Annotated in this window: 15 protein-coding genes and 1 tRNA gene; 14 read left to right on the top strand and 2 right to left on the bottom strand. The window is 41.2% G+C overall.

The window, feature by feature from the left end; genetic code table 11:
* Positions 1-490: 490 nt before the first annotated feature.
* Entirely contained in the window at positions 491-823 is a 333-nt protein-coding gene (locus NCY30_RS12850) for a hypothetical protein (protein WP_006426688.1), read from the top strand.
* A gap of 99 nt (positions 824-922) precedes the next feature.
* Here the strand turns inward: NCY30_RS12850 and NCY30_RS12845 are convergent.
* A tRNA-Leu gene (locus tag NCY30_RS12845) sits at positions 923-1,005 on the bottom strand.
* A gap of 192 nt (positions 1,006-1,197) precedes the next feature.
* Between NCY30_RS12845 and polA the strand changes: the two genes are divergently transcribed.
* The 5 genes from polA to NCY30_RS12820 are packed head-to-tail and all read left to right on the top strand — an operon-like array spanning position 1,198 to position 6,957.
* The gene (gene polA / locus NCY30_RS12840; protein ID WP_022415684.1) at positions 1,198-3,813 is read left to right on the top strand and encodes a DNA polymerase I; all 2,616 of its coding nucleotides are present in this window, start codon (positions 1,198-1,200) and stop codon (positions 3,811-3,813) included.
* Between the two features lie 12 nt (positions 3,814-3,825).
* Positions 3,826-4,416, top strand: a complete 591-nt coding sequence (gene coaE / locus NCY30_RS12835; protein ID WP_055194125.1) for a dephospho-CoA kinase — start codon at positions 3,826-3,828, stop codon at positions 4,414-4,416.
* 21 nt (positions 4,417-4,437) lie between these two features.
* Positions 4,438-5,235: an MBL fold metallo-hydrolase gene (locus NCY30_RS12830; RefSeq protein ID WP_195369212.1), complete on the top strand. Its 798-nt coding sequence runs from the start codon at positions 4,438-4,440 to the stop codon at positions 5,233-5,235.
* A 54-nt stretch (positions 5,236-5,289) separates the two neighbouring features.
* Entirely contained in the window at positions 5,290-5,562 is a 273-nt protein-coding gene (locus NCY30_RS12825) for an ACT domain-containing protein (RefSeq protein WP_006426684.1), read from the top strand.
* Positions 5,563-5,592: 30 nt separating this feature from the next.
* Complete coding sequence (locus NCY30_RS12820) at positions 5,593-6,957, top strand: PFL family protein (RefSeq protein ID WP_006426683.1); 1,365 nt, start codon at positions 5,593-5,595, stop codon at positions 6,955-6,957.
* A 154-nt stretch (positions 6,958-7,111) separates the two neighbouring features.
* Here NCY30_RS12820 and NCY30_RS12815 read toward each other — a convergent pair whose 3' ends face one another.
* The gene (locus NCY30_RS12815) at positions 7,112-8,365 is read right to left on the bottom strand and encodes a nucleotidyltransferase (RefSeq protein WP_022415682.1); all 1,254 of its coding nucleotides are present in this window, start codon (positions 8,363-8,365) and stop codon (positions 7,112-7,114) included.
* A gap of 196 nt (positions 8,366-8,561) precedes the next feature.
* Between NCY30_RS12815 and mgtE the strand changes: the two genes are divergently transcribed.
* The 8 genes from mgtE to NCY30_RS12775 all read left to right on the top strand — a co-directional run bounded on the left by mgtE (position 8,562) and on the right by NCY30_RS12775 (position 17,810).
* Positions 8,562-9,899, top strand: coding sequence for a magnesium transporter (gene mgtE, locus NCY30_RS12810; RefSeq protein WP_195389664.1), 1,338 nt, complete (start codon positions 8,562-8,564; stop codon positions 9,897-9,899).
* A gap of 159 nt (positions 9,900-10,058) precedes the next feature.
* Complete coding sequence (pta, locus tag NCY30_RS12805; RefSeq protein WP_006426680.1) at positions 10,059-11,054, top strand: phosphate acetyltransferase; 996 nt, start codon at positions 10,059-10,061, stop codon at positions 11,052-11,054.
* Positions 11,055-11,079: 25 nt separating this feature from the next.
* The gene (locus tag NCY30_RS12800; protein WP_006426679.1) at positions 11,080-12,267 is read left to right on the top strand and encodes an acetate kinase; all 1,188 of its coding nucleotides are present in this window, start codon (positions 11,080-11,082) and stop codon (positions 12,265-12,267) included.
* Positions 12,268-12,355: 88 nt separating this feature from the next.
* Complete coding sequence (locus NCY30_RS12795; RefSeq protein WP_022415680.1) at positions 12,356-12,883, top strand: YceD family protein; 528 nt, start codon at positions 12,356-12,358, stop codon at positions 12,881-12,883.
* Positions 12,884-12,886: 3 nt separating this feature from the next.
* Positions 12,887-13,066, top strand: coding sequence for a 50S ribosomal protein L32 (gene rpmF, locus NCY30_RS12790; RefSeq protein WP_005332600.1), 180 nt, complete (start codon positions 12,887-12,889; stop codon positions 13,064-13,066).
* Between the two features lie 321 nt (positions 13,067-13,387).
* Complete coding sequence (locus tag NCY30_RS12785) at positions 13,388-15,178, top strand: aminopeptidase P family N-terminal domain-containing protein (protein ID WP_006426676.1); 1,791 nt, start codon at positions 13,388-13,390, stop codon at positions 15,176-15,178.
* A 151-nt stretch (positions 15,179-15,329) separates the two neighbouring features.
* Entirely contained in the window at positions 15,330-16,220 is an 891-nt protein-coding gene (gene pepI, locus NCY30_RS12780; RefSeq protein ID WP_006426675.1) for a proline iminopeptidase, read from the top strand.
* A 213-nt stretch (positions 16,221-16,433) separates the two neighbouring features.
* A complete protein-coding gene (locus NCY30_RS12775) occupies positions 16,434-17,810 on the top strand; it encodes a sodium-dependent transporter (RefSeq protein WP_138376763.1) in 1,377 nt (458 codons plus the stop codon).
* The last annotated feature ends 576 nt before the right edge of the window (positions 17,811-18,386 follow it).

The following is an 18,386-nucleotide window of genomic DNA, read 5'->3' as shown; positions in this document are numbered from 1 at the left end:
AAGTATTCTAAGAATGTATTGGTTGGAGTAAAGTTGGAAAAAGATGGTCAATATTTATATGTTTCTTCGATGTATGATATCCAAGGTTCAAAGATAAGTAGACGTTTGTACAGTGGAAGAATAAAAAACGCAAATATTGACAATGACGAAAATGAATAGTATAGTATAAATGTAAACAACATACATTGATAATAAGCATAGTTATTTTTGAGGTCGGAAATGGTTCCCGACGCACTCTGAAAAGAGTACCTGAGATGATGGATACACCGCCCATCCAAAAGTAATTATGCTTTTTATATTTGACTATTAACGTGAATAATAGAAGCACACTTAAGGGAGAAACGCCTTTAGGTGTGCTTTTCTTTGTCCTGCTGCCGTTCGTGAATTTCTGATACACTCTTTTCAAGAGAAGCTTTATTCCATTGCTGACGGACAGTTTCATGTTCTGACTCAACAATTCGCCGACTCAGATAATCCATTGACAGATGATATGGCAAGGGTATTAAGAAAAGTAAAAGAGTTTGAATTTAAGAATGGCTGGTTAGGCGAGTATGTTTTTCAAGATGACAGGGGAAGAGTGTATGCTTCAAGAATATCAGACTGTGCAGTTAATAACACAACAACAGCAGAATTCCATAACAAGAAAAGTATCCATGCTATCAGAAGAACATTGAATTCTAATATGAAATGTGCCGGTGTATCTGGAACAGTAGCAGTGTCTTTGTTGGGTCATACGGAAAAAGTAAATGAAGAAAATTATACATACGATGTGAGTTCCATGGAAGAAAAGAGCAAATTCATGGAATGTGCTGGAAGAGTATAAAAAAAACATTTACTTCTTACGAAACCATAGTAACAAAAATAGTAAGAAAAGTAAATGTCTCTAATCGTTAAACCCCTTGATTTTACTGGGCTTTTTGAATGCGGATAGTGGGACTTGAACCCACACGAAGTCACCTCCGCAAGATTTTGAGTCTTGTGCGTCTGCCATTCCGCCATATCCGCATATATGTTGCTTACACAACAAAATAAATTATAACTATAAATGTAATGTCTGTCAATCCCCTTTTTCTAAAAATGAAAAGAAACCGTAGAAAGAAAATCAGTGAGAAAAATTAACCTTTTAAAAAGGCACAAATTGGTGTATAGTAAGATAGTGATTTTATAAGAAATGAACTATTTAGGTGGAGAGACAAAATGAGCAGTAAAATTGTTCTGATTGACGGCCACAGTATTCTTAACCGGGCTTTTTACGGGCTGCCGGATCTGACGAATGCGGAGGGCCTTCATACAAATGCAATATATGGATTTCTAACGATTATGTTTAAACTTCTGGAAGAAGAAAAACCAGAATATCTGACGGTGGCATTCGATGTTCACGCCCCGACTTTCAGACACAAGATGTATGCAGAATATAAAGGAACAAGAAAGCCGATGGCTGATGAGTTAAGGCAGCAGGTTCCGGTGATCAAAGAAGTGCTTCACGCAATGGGGGTTAAGACGATTGAATGTGCCGGCCTGGAAGCAGATGATCTGATTGGAACATTATCCAATCGATGTGAGAATGAAGGTATGGAAGTTACCGTTATTTCCGGAGACCGCGATCTGCTGCAGCTTGCGACAGAGCATGTAAAAATCCGAATTCCGAAGACTAAGCAGGGCAAGACAGAAATTGAAGATTACTACGCTAAAGATGTTGAAGAACGTTATCAGGTGACGCCAAAAGAATTTATTGATCTGAAGGCACTGATGGGAGATACGGCAGATAATATTCCAGGAGTTCCAAGCATCGGGGAGAAGACAGCGACAAAGATTATTACACAGTATCATTCGATTGAAGAAGCGCATGAACATGTGGATGAGCTGAAACCGCCAAGAGCATCCAAGGCTTTAAGTGAACACTGGGATCTTGCGGTGCTCAGTAAAGAGCTGGCAACGATCAATGTAAAGGCTGATTTCCCGTATGAACTATCCGAAGCAAAGCTCGGTAATCTATATACGGAAGAAGCATATATCTTTTTCCAGAAACTGGAATTTAAAAATCTTCTTTCCAGATTCGATGTTTCGGCACCGGCCAACAAGGTCGAGGACGGATTTAAGATCATTACTTCCAAATCAGAAGCGGAGAAAGTCTTTGTACAGGCGGAAGAAGCAAGTACAATAGGCGCCGTAATCTTCAAAGATCTGGAAAATGTATTACCGTTGTTTGCAGATCAGGCCGGACTTGGAGGTATCGGACTGTGCTTTTCAAAAGAGGAAAGTTATTGTATCAAAGTTGAAAAAGACATAACCGGAGAATGGTTACTGAAAAAACTTGCGGATGTGGCTGAGAAGGCAGAAACGTATGCAATGTTCCATTTAAAAGAGTCTATGGAACAGGTAACAATCCGGAATCAGGCAAACTGCTTTGATGTTAGTGTGGCTGCATATCTTTTGAATCCACTTAAAAATAATTATACATGGGAAGATGTTGCAAGAGAACATCTGGGTCTGATGATTGATGAAAAGATCGATCAGGATATGAAAGCCTGCTATGAGTCTTATGTAAATTATGCGTCGGTAGAGGTTCTGCGGCAGAAATTACGGGATACAAAGATGGATACGTTGTTCCGGGATATTGAGATGCCGTTGGTATTCACATTGTTTGATATGGAACAAAATGGAATCCGTGTAGAAGCGGATGCTTTGAAACAGTATGGCGATCAACTCGCGGGTAAAATTGCCGAACTGGAAAAAGAAATTTACGAAGAAGCAGGTGAGACATTTAATATTAATTCACCAAAGCAGCTTGGAGTTGTACTGTTTGAAAATATGAAGCTCCCGGGTGGGCGCAAGACAAAGACAGGTTATTCGACTGCGGCAGATGTACTGGAAAAGCTTGCACCGGAACATCCGGTAGTCGCAAAGATTCTGGAATATCGTCAATATACCAAACTCAAGTCCACATATGCAGACGGGCTGGCGAATTATATTCAGGATGATGGGCGGATTCATGGAAAATTTAACCAGACGATTACGGCGACCGGAAGAATCAGCAGTACTGAACCGAATCTTCAGAATATTCCGGTAAGGATGGAACTTGGACGTCTGATTCGTAAAGTATTTATTCCGGAAGAAGGATATCGATTTGTGGATGCCGATTATTCGCAGATTGAACTTCGTGTTCTGGCACATTGCTCAGGAGATGAGCATCTGATCCAGGCATACAAGGAACAGAGTGATATCCATCGGATTACGGCATCACAGGTATTTCATATACCGTTTGATGAAGTAACTCCTCAGCAGAGGCGAAATGCAAAGGCTGTAAATTTTGGTATCGTGTACGGAATCAGTTCGTTCGGATTAAGCCAGGATTTAAGTATTACACGTAAAGAAGCTGCAAAATATATTGATGATTATTTTGCAACCTATCCGGGAATTAAGACATTTCTGGATCATGCAGTAACGCATGCCAAAGAAGAAGGTTATGTGGTGACGCTCTTTGGAAGACGCAGACCGGTACCAGAGCTTTCTTCCAGCAACTTCATGCAGCGTTCGTTCGGTGAGCGTGTAGCAATGAATTCACCGATTCAGGGAGCAGCAGCTGATATCATCAAGATTGCAATGATCCGGGTGAATCAGAGACTGAAAGACCAGAAGATGAAATCAAGACTTGTATTACAGGTACATGATGAACTTTTGATCGAGGCGTATGAGCCGGAGCTGGATGAGGTTCAGAATATCTTGAAAGAAGAAATGGAACATGCGGCAGAATTAAAAGTACCGCTTGAGATAGATATGCATACAGGAGATAACTGGTACGAAGCAAAATAAGAGGTGTGAAAGATGAAGATTATAGGAATTACCGGAGGAGTAGGCGCAGGAAAGACACAGATTCTGGAATATCTGAATAATAAGTATGGTGCGACTATTTGTATGGCGGATGAAGTAGGAAAGAAACTACAGAAAAAAGGAACAGAATGCTTTGATGAAATTGTGGCTCATTTCGGGAATGAAATCCTGGATGAAAAAGGTGAACTGGATCGTGCGAAGCTTTCTGACATTGTATTTGCCGACAGAGTTGAACTTTCTGTGTTAAATGGAATTGTACATCCGAGGGTAAAAGAAGAGATTCAGAAAAAGATCACAAGAGAAGAACGCAAGAATACGAATCTGATGCTGATAGAAGGCGCACTTCTGATAGAAGATCATTATGAGGAAATTTGTGATGAACTCTGGTATGTGTATGTAGAGGATTCCATCAGAAGAAAACGTTTAAAATACGCAAGAGGATATGAAGACAGCAAGGTCGATCAGATTTTTGAAGCACAGCTTCCGAAAGATCTGTTCATGCGTCATTGTGACCGGGTGATCGATAACAGCGGACAGTTTGAAGAGACAAAGATCCAGCTGAATAAGATCGTGGAAGATTTATAGGAAAGGCAGATATTATTTAGTATGAGATTATGCAGCATTGCGAGTGGAAGCAGTGGAAATTGTATTTATGTAGGAGATGATCAGACACATCTTCTGGTCGATACAGGAATCAGCAAGAAAAGAATCGAAGAAGGATTATCAAAGTTGGAGATAAAAGGGGATGAGCTGGAGGGAATACTGATCACACACGAACATGTAGATCATATTCAGGGACTTGGTGTGTTCAGCAGAAAGTATGAGATTCCAATCTATGCAACGCCCGGAACCATTGAAGGAATCAGGAATTGTAAAAGTCTCGGAAAACTTCCGGAAGGCCTTTTACATGAGATAGAGATAGATCATCCATTTTCACTTGGAACATTGAATATAGATCCGTTTGCAATTTCCCATGATGCAAATGAACCGTCTGGTTACAGAATTGAAAATGGAAAAAAATCTGTTGCAGTTGCAACAGATCTCGGGGTATATGATGATTATACCGTAGAACATCTGAGCGATCTGAATGCGGTCGTTCTGGAAGCAAACCATGACATACATATGTTGGAAGTAGGACCTTACCCATATCCATTGAAACGAAGGGTAATGGGCGACAGGGGACATCTTTCTAATGAACTGTCTGGAAAGCTTCTTTGCGATATATTACATGATGACCTGCAATATGTAGTTCTGGGACATCTGAGTAAAGAGAACAATTACGAAGAACTGGCATACGAAACGGTCAAACTGGAGATCAGTATCGGTGACAATCCTTATAAAGGAGATGATATTCCGATGATGGTAGCCAAACGAGATCAGGTATCTGATATCATTACATTATAAGAATGAAGCAAAAATGTAAGAAACGATGTGAAGACAACAGGAGGAAAACAAATCATGAAGAAATGTGTAATTACAGTTGTAGGAAAAGACACCGTAGGTATTATTGCAAAAGTATGTGAATATCTTGCAGGAACTAACATTAATATCCTTGATATTTCGCAGACCATCGTGGATGGATACTTTAACATGATGATGATTGTTGATGTGACAAATTGCAGTAAAGAAGTAGCCGTAGTTTCAAAAGAACTGGAAGAGATCGGAACTTCTATTGGTGTTACTATTCACTGCCAGAGAGAAGAAATATTTGAAAAAATGCACAGATTATAAGTAAAATCACTGAAAGGCAGGAAAAAACACATGATAAACAGATATGAAGTATATGAGACAAATCAGATGATTGCTGAGGAAAATCTGGATGTACGTACGATCACTCTCGGAATCAGCCTGTTGGATTGCATAGATGCAGACCTTGATAAATTAAATGAAAATATTTACAACAAGATCACTACGGTTGCAAAAGATCTTGTAAAGACCGGAGAAGAGATTGAACAGGAATTCGGTATTCCGATTGTAAACAAACGAATTTCTATTACACCAGTGGCGCTGATTGGCGGTGCTGCATGTAAGAGTCCGGAAGACTTTGTGACAATTGCAAAGACATTGGACAAAGCGGCAAAAGAAGTCGGAGTGAATTTTATCGGCGGATATTCGGCACTGGTGTCAAAGTCTATGACAAAGAGTGATGAGAATCTGATCCGTTCTGTACCACAGGCACTCGCATGTACGGATCGAATCTGCAGTTCCATCAACGTAGGTTCTACAAAGACGGGAATCAATATGGATGCGGTGCGTCTGTGTGGTGAGATTGTTAAGGAAACAGCAGAAGCAACAAAAGAAAATGATTCTCTGGGATGTGCAAAACTTGTGGTATTCTGTAATGCACCGGATGATAATCCGTTTATGGCGGGAGCGTTCCTCGGTGTGACAGAAGGAGATGCAGTGATCAATGTAGGTGTCAGTGGACCGGGAGTTGTAAAACATGCAATTGAACAGGTACGTGGCAAAGGTTTTGAAGAATTATGCGAAACAATCAAAAAGACTGCTTTTAAGGTAACTCGTGTGGGACAGCTTGTTGCGGGAGAGGCATCGAAGAGACTTGGCATTCCGTTCGGAATCATCGATCTGTCACTGGCACCGACTCCGGCAGTAGGAGACAGTGTGGCTGAGATCCTGGAAGAAATTGGTCTGGAGCGTGTTGGAGCACCGGGAACAACAGCAGCACTTGCTATGCTGAATGATCAGGTGAAAAAAGGCGGCGTCATGGCTTCATCTTATGTAGGCGGCTTAAGTGGTGCGTTCATTCCTGTCAGTGAAGATAAAGGCATGATCGATGCAGTAGAGATGGGTGCTCTTACGATCGAAAAACTCGAAGCAATGACATGTGTATGTTCGGTAGGACTTGACATGATTGCAATTCCAGGTAAGACAACAGCTTCAACTATTTCGGGAATTATTGCAGATGAGATGGCAATCGGTATGGTGAATCAGAAGACAACAGCTGTACGTCTGATCCCGGTTATCGGAAAAGATGTAGGAGAGACTGCCGAATTTGGCGGACTGCTGGGATATGCTCCGATCATTCCTGTTAACGAATATGATTGTAGTGCATTTGTAAATAGAAAAGGAAGAATTCCGGCTCCTGTACATAGTTTCAAAAATTAAAAATAAATCCATGTAATGTATAATAAAATGTGCGGCGCATGATGAAATAAGTTCAGCTTCCATTCGCAGGAAGAAGATATTTCGTCATACGCCGCATGTTTTTGTATACAAAAGTATGCAAAGGGAAACGTAGAAAATATCATATGTCGAAGTACTATACACGTATAATCTGCTTTTGCTGTTCGCTTGTGAACGGTATGCCGAATTTATCGGAGATAACACTTTCGTACAGGTCGGAAGCAAAAGAAGTCTGGTTCAACATACGTGAAGCTTCCGGTGACAAAAGAGATGCTGATTTGCCTAGTTTGGTAATGATCGGTATGGAAGCATGATCTTTCATCGCGCGTAAGACATCGGTATGTTCTTTCCGGAAACCAAGAATACGCGCATATGAACAGGAATTGTCCTGGTATGCATGCATATCTTCTGTGGTTATGGATAGCAGAATATGCAGTAAACTTCTGCTGATACGGCTGTAAGTCAGTTCTTTTGTTTTTAAAAGGGTGCAGAATTGTCCGAAAGAGCGAAACTGATTCCGGTTCCGGATGATTCGGTTGGAAAGCTCTTCAGATACATCCTGGTATTTGCAAAGAGATTCATGGGGTTCGCTCAGCAGGCGGTATTTTAACAACAGTGAAAAATCATCTGCTTCCACAGGACAGGAAAAGTTCCATTCATTCTGTATAATAGATAAAGAACCGGGTGGTAATTGCTCGCTTAGCTGTGCGGATATGTTTTTTGGCAGGTACGGGGATGCCGGAATATTCATCAAGACTTTTCGGATTGCAGAAGCAGAACTGGAGCAGTCATGAAGTTCTGTGTCATGATATCCGGAAAATTCTCTTTTTAAGGTAAATGGAACAATCGGACTGTTCAGTTCTTTAAGAGCTTTCAGATATTCAATTCCCAGTATATTATTGGGATCAGAAAGAATCTGTGAAGCATAGGCATCGCCAGTCATTTTTTCGAGAGCGTGACATCTTGCTGCCGGAAAAGACATGCCATTTTTTAATGAACTCTGGAGATGGTGACGGTAGGTTTCTGGTTCGGCAGACAGAAGGTGTGCGATGGATGTTAAATGTTCCAGATTACCACATTCACTCCCAAAACAAAGCGCATCTATACAGCCAAGACCGTCTAAGACAGATACTGCACCCTTTGCAAAGAATTCTGCACTTGCGCAGGAATAACAGACCGGAAGTTCAAGCACAACAGATGCACCGTTTAAAAGGGCCATATGTGCCCTTGAATGCTTGGAAAGAACGGCGGGAGTTCCACGTTGCACATAGTCGCCGCTCATGATGACTATAACCCGGTCGGCACCGGTCAGTTCTTTTGCTTTTTCTATATGATAAAGATGTCCATTGTGAAATGGATTGTATTCTGTGATAAGTCCAACAGTTTTCATAAGAATCTCCTTGTATAACATTCTGGAATTGATTATACTATACAATAGTGGGGTACGCAAATGGGATGTTTACCCAGCAAAATTCGAAGAAAGGAGGATGCATATTGTTATGGAAGAGAAGATGAATGAGGAGCAGCCCCTGGAGGACGGACAGCGAGAAGAAGATGATATTGATTATGTAGAAGACAGAGAAGAACTGACTGAAGAACGTATCAAAGACATGCTGGATGCGAGAGAATATAAAGAACTGAAAGAAGAACTGGAAACAAATATGTATCCTGTAGACCTTGCGGAGATTCTGGAAGAGTTTGATCAGAAGCATATGGTGCTGGTATTCCGTTTGCTTGCAAAAGAAGAAGCTGCAGAGACATTTTCTTATATGGACAGTGATACGCGAGAGGACCTGATCAATGCACTGACGGATTCCGAGCTTGAAGAGATCATGGAGGAAATGTATCTGGATGATACCGTTGATGTGTTGGAAGAGATGCCTGCCAATGTAGTGGACAGACTTCTGATGGTTACAGATGAAGAAAAGCGTCAACAGATCAATCAACTGTTACAATATCCGGAAGACAGTGCCGGAAGCGTGATGAATGTAGATTATATTGCGCTTCGCAGAGAAATGACGGTTGCAGAATCGATTCTGAAGATCCGCCAGGTTGGGCTGAACCGTGAGACAATCTATACCTGTTATGTTACAGAACAGCGCCATCTGATCGGTCAGGTTGATGTAAAAGAATTGCTGACAAGCAGTGAATCCAAGACAATAGAAGAGATCATGGATACCAATATGCTGTATGCACGTACAACAGACGATCAGGAAGATGTGGCAAATACCATTACCAAGTATGGACTGATCGCACTGCCAATCGTGGATCATGAAAATTGCATGGTGGGTATCGTAACGGTTGATGATGCCATGCAGGTATTACAGGAGGAGACAACGGAAGATATCAGTATCATGGCTGGTGTCAATCCGAATGAAGATTCGTATTTCGGGACATCGATATTTGAACATGTAAAGAGTCGTATTCCGTGGCTGCTGTTTTTGATGCTGTCTGCAACCGTAACACAGATGATCATGAACAGCTATGAAAATGCACTGGCACTGATGCCGCAGCTTGCGGGATTTGTTCCGATGCTTACCGGAACCGGTGGAAACTGTGGATCACAGAGCTCGACACTGGTGATTCGTGGGCTGGCAGTTGGAGAGATTGAATTTTCTGATCTGTTTAAGGTGATCTGGAAAGAGATCCGAATTGCATTCTGTATCAGCATTATCTTATCGGTAGTGAATGGAATCCGAATTATGCTGATGGGCCAGGGAGATGCCACCATGGCGTTTACCATTGGACTTACTATGGCATGTACCGTACTGATTGCGAAAGTGGTTGGATGTACATTGCCATTGGTTGCGAAAAAGATTGGGCTGGATCCGGCGATCATGGCAACGCCTTTGATTTCTACATTGGTTGATATCAGTACGATCAGTGTGTATTTTGCGATCGTAAGTCACGTTTTTCAATTATAATGTCGTGAAAATGTAATATATCAGAAGCAAAATATAACGGATATTGTACATTGTACGCAAAAAGAGACATAAGATTACAGGAAGAACCCTTGTCCACAGGGGTTCTTTGTATTATAATGAAAATACTGAGAAAAATATTTGGAAAGGAGTCTATTTATCATGGGATTTATAGATGAAATCAAAGCAAAAGCAAAAAGTTGTAAAAAAACAATCGTTCTTCCAGAGAGCGAAGACATCAGAACTTATGAGGCAGCAGAGGCAATTTTAAAAGAAGGAACAGCTAACCTGATCCTGATCGGAAGCGAAGAAGAAATCGCTAAGAATAAAGGGGATTTCGACATCACAGGAGCTACAATCGTAGACCCTGCTACATATGAGAAGACAGACGAATATGTAGCAACACTTGTTGAACTGAGAAAGAAAAAAGGAATGACAGAAGAGCAGGCAAGAGAGATTCTTCTTACTAATTACTTATATTATGGTGTAATGATGGTTAAGATGAAAGATGCAGACGGAATGGTATCCGGAGCATGCCACTCTACAGCTGACACACTTCGTCCATGCCTTCAGATCCTGAAGACAAAACCAGGAACAAAGCTTGTATCTGCATTCTTTGTTATGGTAGTACCTGACTGCGACATGGGAGAGAACGGAACATTTGTATTCGCTGACTGCGGACTGAACCAGAATCCTACATCCGAAGAGCTTGCAGCAATCGCTCAGTCTTCAGCAGAAAGCTTCAAACAGCTCGTTGGTGCTGATCCAAGAGTTGCTATGCTTTCTTACTCAACAATGGGAAGTGCAAAACACGATGACGTAACAAAAGTACAGGAAGCTGTTAAGATCGCAAAAGCTGAGAATCCGGATCTTATGTTAGACGGAGAGATGCAGCTTGATGCAGCACTTGTTCCTTCTGTTGGAGCAGCTAAAGCACCAGGAAGCCAGGTTGCAGGAAAAGCCAATACTCTGATCTTCCCTAACCTTGATGCAGGTAACATTGGATACAAACTTGTTCAGCGTCTTGCAAAAGCAGAAGCTTACGGACCAATGACACAGGGAATCGCAGCACCTGTTAACGACCTTTCAAGAGGATGCAGTGCTAAGGATATTGAAGGTGTTGTTGCAATCACAGCAGTTCAGTGCCAGAATCAGTAAGAGATAAAGTAAGAGGAGAAATAATATGAAAGTATTAGTAATGAACTGCGGAAGTTCATCTTTAAAATATCAGTTGATCGACATGGAGAACGAGAGCGTTCTTGCAAAAGGTATCTGTGAAAGAATCGGAGCCGATGGATCTGTATTAACACACAAACCAACAGGAAAAGATAAATATGTTGTAGAGCAGGCAATGCCAGATCATGGTGTAGCAGTACAGTTAGTACTGGATGCTTTACAGGATAAAGAGCATGGTGTGATCGAAAGTGCGGATGAGATTACAGCAATCGGACACCGTGTACTGCATGCAGGTACTATTTACAGTGATGCAACACTTGTAACAGAAGACGTGAAGAAAGTTGTTCGTGACTGCTTCGACCTCGGACCTCTTCATAACCCTGCAAACCTGATCGGTATTGAAGCTTGCGAAAAAGCAATGCCTGGCAAACCGAATGTAGCAGTATTCGATACAGCATTTGGTATGAATATTCCAAAGAAAGCAGCTATGTATGCAATCCCATATGAATATTATGAGAAATACAGCATCAGAAGATATGGTTTCCACGGAACAAGCCATATGTTCGTATCTGGTGAAACTGTAAAACTTCTTGGAAAAGAAGATGCAAAGGTTATTGTATGCCACATTGGTAATGGTGCAAGCATCTCCGCATCTATCGGTGGAAAATGCGTAGACACAAGTATGGGACTTACTCCTTTGGAAGGACTTGTTATGGGAACACGTAGTGGAGATGTTGATCCTGCAGTTCTTCAGTTCATCTGCAATCATGAAGATATCAGCGTAGATGAGATGCTGAATATCCTGAACAAAAAGTCAGGACTTCTTGGAATCAGCGGTGTGTCTTCTGACTTCCGTGATGTAAGACAGGCAGCTGCTGACGGAAACGAAAGAGCACAGCTTGCAATGGATACTTACAAATACCGTGTTGCAAAATATATCGGATCTTATACAGCAGCAATGAACGGTGTAGATGCAATCACATTTACAGCCGGTGTTGGAGAGAATGCTCCGGACCTCAGAAAAGACATCTGTGATTACCTTGGATATCTTGGCGTAGAGCTCGACGAAGAAAAGAATGAGAATGTTCACGGAGAGACAACCGTAATTTCTACACCAGAATCAAAAGTAAAAGTAATTGTCCTTCCTACAAACGAAGAGTTAGCTATTGCTCGTGAAACAGCAAAATTAGTTTAAGACTAAATGACTAAAAGAATGTAAATTTCTGTTGACAAAATAATTTTACATGATATAATAGTCTAGTGTGTGAATAGGAGACGATACTATGATATTAAACCTATCCGACGTTCTGTCTGAGCAGCATAAAGCAATACATGAATCTGTTCCGATTGAAATGACTTGTTTCAAGTCTGAGATGGGAGATTATGCAATTACAGAGAAGACACCACTTGAATTGTCTGTAGAATATGCAGGTGACCGCAAGTTGGAAGTGACTGGTAAAGCTGAGATTACATCAGTTGCACCATGTGACAGATGTCTGGAAGATGTAGAAGTGAAGGTGACACTTGACTTCAAGCATAAGATTGATACAGAGTCAGATGCATATGATCAGTCAGAAGATTTAGACGAGAATAACTATATTGACGGATATAGCTTAGATGTAGAACAATTGGTCTACAACGAGTTATTGGTAGGGTGGCCGACGAAAATTCTATGCAGCGAAGACTGTAAAGGTATTTGCAACGTATGTGGTCAGAACCTGAATAAAGGTACCTGTAACTGTGAAGATACGGGGCTCGACCCTAGAATGTCAGTTATCCGTGATGTATTTAAGAATTTTAAGGAGGTGTAACCTATGTCAATTTGTCCAAAGAATAAATCTTCTAAAGCAAGAAGAGACAAAAGAAGAGCAAACTGGAAAATGAGCGCACCAAACCTGGTAAAATGCAGCAAGTGTGGCGAATTAATGATGCCTCACAGAGTATGCAAGGCTTGTGGTTCATACAACAAAAAAGAAATCATTGCTCAGGATTAATTTTTGAAAAATGATAAAAAAGAGACAATCAGTTTTGGTTGTCTCTTTTTTTGTCATGCATTCGGAAGAAGCTACCGTTGGCAGGTTCTGCGGATGCAATCTGAATATGCAGAAAATATTTTTCATTAAAGTTTTCTGTATATAAATTTTGTGAAAAATTTCGAAAAAAAGATAAAATAATTGCTTTTAGTGTTGCAACATTTCGCGAAAGTGTTATAATTTTAACCAGATATAGAGCGTAGTCTATAAATCAGATGCCGATGGGGAAATCTGTTTTACTGGCAGAAGAGGAAAGATTACGTAGCTAAGGAGGAAAACAAAATGACAGAAGTAGCAAAGCGTATTGAAAAGCTTCGCGCACTGATGGCAGAGCAGAATATCGATGCATATGTTGTGCCAACTGCAGATTTCCATCAAAGTGAGTATGTAGGAGAGCATTTCAAAGCAAGAAAGTTCATCACTGGATTCAGTGGTTCCTACGGAACAGCTGTAATCGCAAAAGATGACGCAGGTCTGTGGACAGATGGAAGATATTTCACACAGGCACTGACCGAGATGGAAGGCAGTGGTGTCCGCCTGATGAAGATGTTTGTTGATGATACTCCATCTACAACAGAATGGCTTGCCCAGAAGATCCCGGAAGGCGGTAAAGTCGCATTTGACGGCCGTGTTCTTTCTATGGGAGAAGGACAGGAATATGAAGAAGTATTGGGCGCAAAGAATATCACGATCGAATATGAAGTAGATCTGATCGACCAGATCTGGGAAGATCGCCCGTCTCTTTCTAAGAAACCTTGTTTCTTCCTGGAAGACAAATACACAGGAGAGAATGTTGCATCCAAGCTGAAACGAGTTCGTGAGAAGATGGCTGAATACGGAGCAACGGTACATTTGATTGCGTCTCTGGATGATAACGCATGGCTTCTGAACTTCAGAGGAGATGATATTGACTTCTTCCCATTGGTACTGGACTATGTGATCGTACGTAAAGACAGTGTAGATCTGTATATCGATGACAGCAAACTGAATGACCGCATCAGAGAAGAGATGGCAAAGAATAATGTCAACATTCATCCATACAATGACATTTACGAAGATGCTAAGAAGATTGGTGCAGATGAGGTTGCACTGATTGACCCGATGAAGATGAACTATGCACTGTATAAGAGTCTTCCATGTAAGGTAGTAGAAGGAGCTAATCCGACTATCTTGATGAAAGCAATTAAGAATGCTGTTGAGATTGAAAATATCAAAAATGCAGAATTGAAAGACAGTATTGCACTGACGAAGTTCATTTACTGGGTTAAGAAAAATTATGACAAGATGGAGATTACAGAGCTTTCTGCTTCAGATAAACTGACAGCTCTGCGTGCAGAACAGGAAGGATATATTCGTGACTCATTCGAACCTCTGCAGGCTTTCGGTGAGCACGCTGCAATGATGCATTATGCACCGTCTAAAGAGACAGACGTTGTATTAAAAGAAGGCGGTATGCTTCTGAGCGATACAGGCGGCGGATATTATGAAGGTTCTACTGATATTACCAGAACAACAGTACTGGGACATATCACACCGGAACTGAAGAAATATTACACAGCTGTATACAGAGCAATGCAGCACTTAAGCGCAGCAAACTTCCTCTATGGTAACCACGGATGGTCTCTGGATGTATTGGCAAGACAGCCAATCTGGGATATGAACAAAGACTTCCAGTGCGGAACCGGACATGGTTTCGGATATCTTGGAAGTATCCACGAGCCGCCAACAGGATTCCGCTGGTACATCGTTCCTTCTAAGAACGAACATCATCAGTTTGAGCCTGGTATGGTAATTACAGATGAGCCGGGAATCTATGAAGAAGGAGATTTTGGTATCCGTATCGAGAACAACCTGCTTACTGTAAACGGTGAGAAGAATAAATATGGACAGTTCATGCACTTTGAGACTCTGAACTTCGTACCAATCGACCTTGATGGTATCGATCCGGAAGAACTGACAAGATCAGAGAAAGAATGGCTGAATGATTATCACAAAGCCTGCTACGAGAAAGTTGGCCCATATCTGACTGATGAAGAAAGAGAATGGCTGAAAGAATACACAAGAGCTATCTAATACTTCTAAAGTACATAGAAAAAGCTGCAAGTAAGTAACTTTACTTACTCATAAGAAAATTTAACTGACAAGGGGTGTCAGAAAATTATAATAAAAAAATGCCGCGGACCAGCGGTCTGCGGCGTCTTTTAAGAAAAGGAGAATAGGTAAAATGGCAAAAATTACAGAAGGATATATGCCTTTCCATGGCTATCAGACATATTACAGAATCGTTGGAGAACAGAAAGATAACGGAAAAGCTCCGCTGATCTGCTTACATGGCGGACCTGGATCTACACATAACTATTTTGAAGTACTGGATAATGTTGCAGATGATGATGATCGTATGATCATTATGTATGATCAGTTGGGTTGCGGTAAATCTTACCTGGATGGACATCCGGAGATGTGGACACAGGATCTTTGGCTGGATGAATTGGATGCATTAAGAGAACACCTCGGACTGGATGAATGCCATATCATTGGCCAGTCATGGGGCGGTATGATGCAGATTGCATATGCGATTGAACGTGGAGCAAAAGGTGTAAAATCATTCATCATTTCTTCCGGTCATCCAAGCAGCAGCCTGTGGGCAAGAGAAGGAATGCGCAGAATCAAGATGATGACAGAAGAAGATCAAGCAGCGATCAACGATGCCCTGGAGCGTAATGACTTCACAGGAGAAGCTTATCTGAAAGCTGTAGATAACTATATGGACAGATACTGCAATTACTGGAGAGAAGATCTTCCGGAGTGCTGTACAAGACCTAAGAAATCCGGTGGAGAAGCTTATCTGTATGGATGGGGACCGAACGAATTCGTTCCATCCGGTACACTGAAAGATTTTGAATATATCGACAGGCTTCATGAGATTAAAGTTCCATCACTGATCATGAGTGGTATCTCTGATCTTTGTTCACCATTAGTTGCAAAGACTATGGCAGACGAGATCCCGGATACGAAATGGATTCTCTGGGAGAGAGCAAGACATACAACATTTGTAGACAGACACGATGACTACTGTGTAGAACTGATCAAGTGGATGAACGAATACGATAAATAAAATACATAAAATGATTTGAAAAAGATCTCCGTCATTTGACGGGGATCTTTTTCAAATGCAATATCTGTAAATTAATAGTGACTTCACTGCGTAAATGTGATAAAATAAATCGTCTGACATATAAGAATAATCAATGTCTGATAATATAATCTGATAAGAAAGAGGGAAAGTTCTGATTGATTGTAATCATGGAAAATCGGAACTGAAAGAGAAATGGAAAAAGAAAAAAATAACAGAAGTTCCTTTTCAGGAAAAATAGGATTCGTTCTGTCTGCGGCAGGCGCATCCGTCGGTCTGGGAAATATCTGGAGATTCCCCTATCTGGCCGCAAAATATGGTGGAGGTATATTCCTCCTGATCTACATTCTGCTTGCGCTGACATTTGGTTATACAATGATCGTTGCGGAATCAGCTCTTGGACGTATGACAAGAAAGAGTCCGGTTGGTGCGTTTAAAGCCTTTGGCAAAAAGGCCGGATGGTTGTCGTTCGGTGGATGGATCAATGCAATCATTCCTGTGTTGATCGTACCGTATTATTCTGTCATTGGAGGATGGGTAATTAAATATTTTGTGGAATACCTGAAAGGGAATGGTGCAAAATTAGCAGAAGATGGATATTTTTCAAAATTTATATCCAATGGCCTTTCTACGGAAATATGCTTTATTGTTTTCTGTATGTTCACATTGATCATTATCTATGCGGGTGTCCGTAATGGAATTGAACGTGTTTCCAAGTTTATGATGCCGATATTGGTGGTACTGTCTGTGATCATTGCAATCTATTCGGTGACAAGACCGGGTGCGCTGGCTGGTGTGAAATACTTCCTTGTACCAAATCCTAAAAACTTTTCATGGATGACGGTTGTAACAGCCATGGGACAGATGTTCTATTCTCTGTCAATTGCTATGGGTATTTTGGTCACATTTGGCTCTTACATGAAAAAAGACACGTCCATCGAAGATTCGACAAGGAATGTTGAAGTATTTGATACTGCAATTGCAATTATGGCTGGTCTGATGATTATTCCGGCTGTATTTGCATTCTCTGGTGGAGATCCGGATACGCTGCAGGCAGGTCCGTCATTAATGTTTATTACAATTCCAAAGGTATTTGACAGCATGGGATTTGGAACGTTTGCAGGAATCCTGTTCTTTTTACTTGTATTATTTGCTGCTGTTACGAGTTCTATCGCATTAACAGAAAGTGCAGTTTCTACAGTAGAAGACGAATTGAAATGGAGCCGTAAGAAATCCACAGTTATTGTGGGATTCATTATGATTATTCTCGGAACATTGTCATGCCTTGGATATGGACCATTATCATTCGTAAAGATTATCGGAATGCAGTTCCTGGACTTCTTTGACTTCCTTACCAATTCTGTAATGATGCCGATTGCTGCGTTGATGACAAGTTTATTTGTATCTAAAGTAGTTGGTGTGGATCGTATGGAAGAAGAAATCCGGCATGGGGAAAGTAAATTCCGCAGAAAGAAGATATTTGTCGTAATGATCAAGTATCTGTGCCCAATCTTTGCTATTATTATTCTGGTCAGTTCGGTAGCAAATGCATTTGGGTGGATTTCAATGTAAGTGTATTGGGATTTAATTTAGAAGGCATGACTACCCGGACCTGCATAAAAAGCAGGAAGCCGTTCCTGTTCAGGTTCCGTCGGCGGGAAATACTAAAGCGTCAAAATTATGCTAAAAACGGGCTTCCGAAATTTGCAACTCGCCATTCAGCTCAAACAGGCAAATTTCGAAAACCCAACGCATAATTTTGACGCTTAACTATTTCCAACACCTTCTTCACATTCACTGGAACGGCTTTCTACTTTTTATTCCGTGGGTGTCGAATGCCTTACGAATTAAATGGCAATTGCCTAACGGTTGTGGTAGCGGAAGGCTACGGTGGTCAGCTGCCAATAAGTGGATTTTCATGACTTTTTGGCAAGCTTGTGTACTGTAGTGGCCTCCACCGGGTTACACTTCCGGGCATTTCATTTATTAATATCCGCTGCCAGTCACGACTTGAAGGAAATAATAGATAAGGATTATTGTGAATGTGGAATGCCGTTAGAAACAGTTAGAGAGTCAGAAGCACCGTTAAAGGAACGAAGCGAACGTGTTTGAGGCGAACGCCGAGTTTGAGCGTAGTTCCTTTGCTTT

The organism is Dorea sp. MB18-49 (genome assembly GCF_023669465.1).
GTDB classification, from domain to species: Bacteria; Bacillota; Clostridia; order Lachnospirales; family Lachnospiraceae; genus Dorea_A; species Dorea_A longicatena.
Note: the sequence above shows the minus strand (reverse complement) of the source record. Positions and strands in the feature narration are given on the sequence as shown.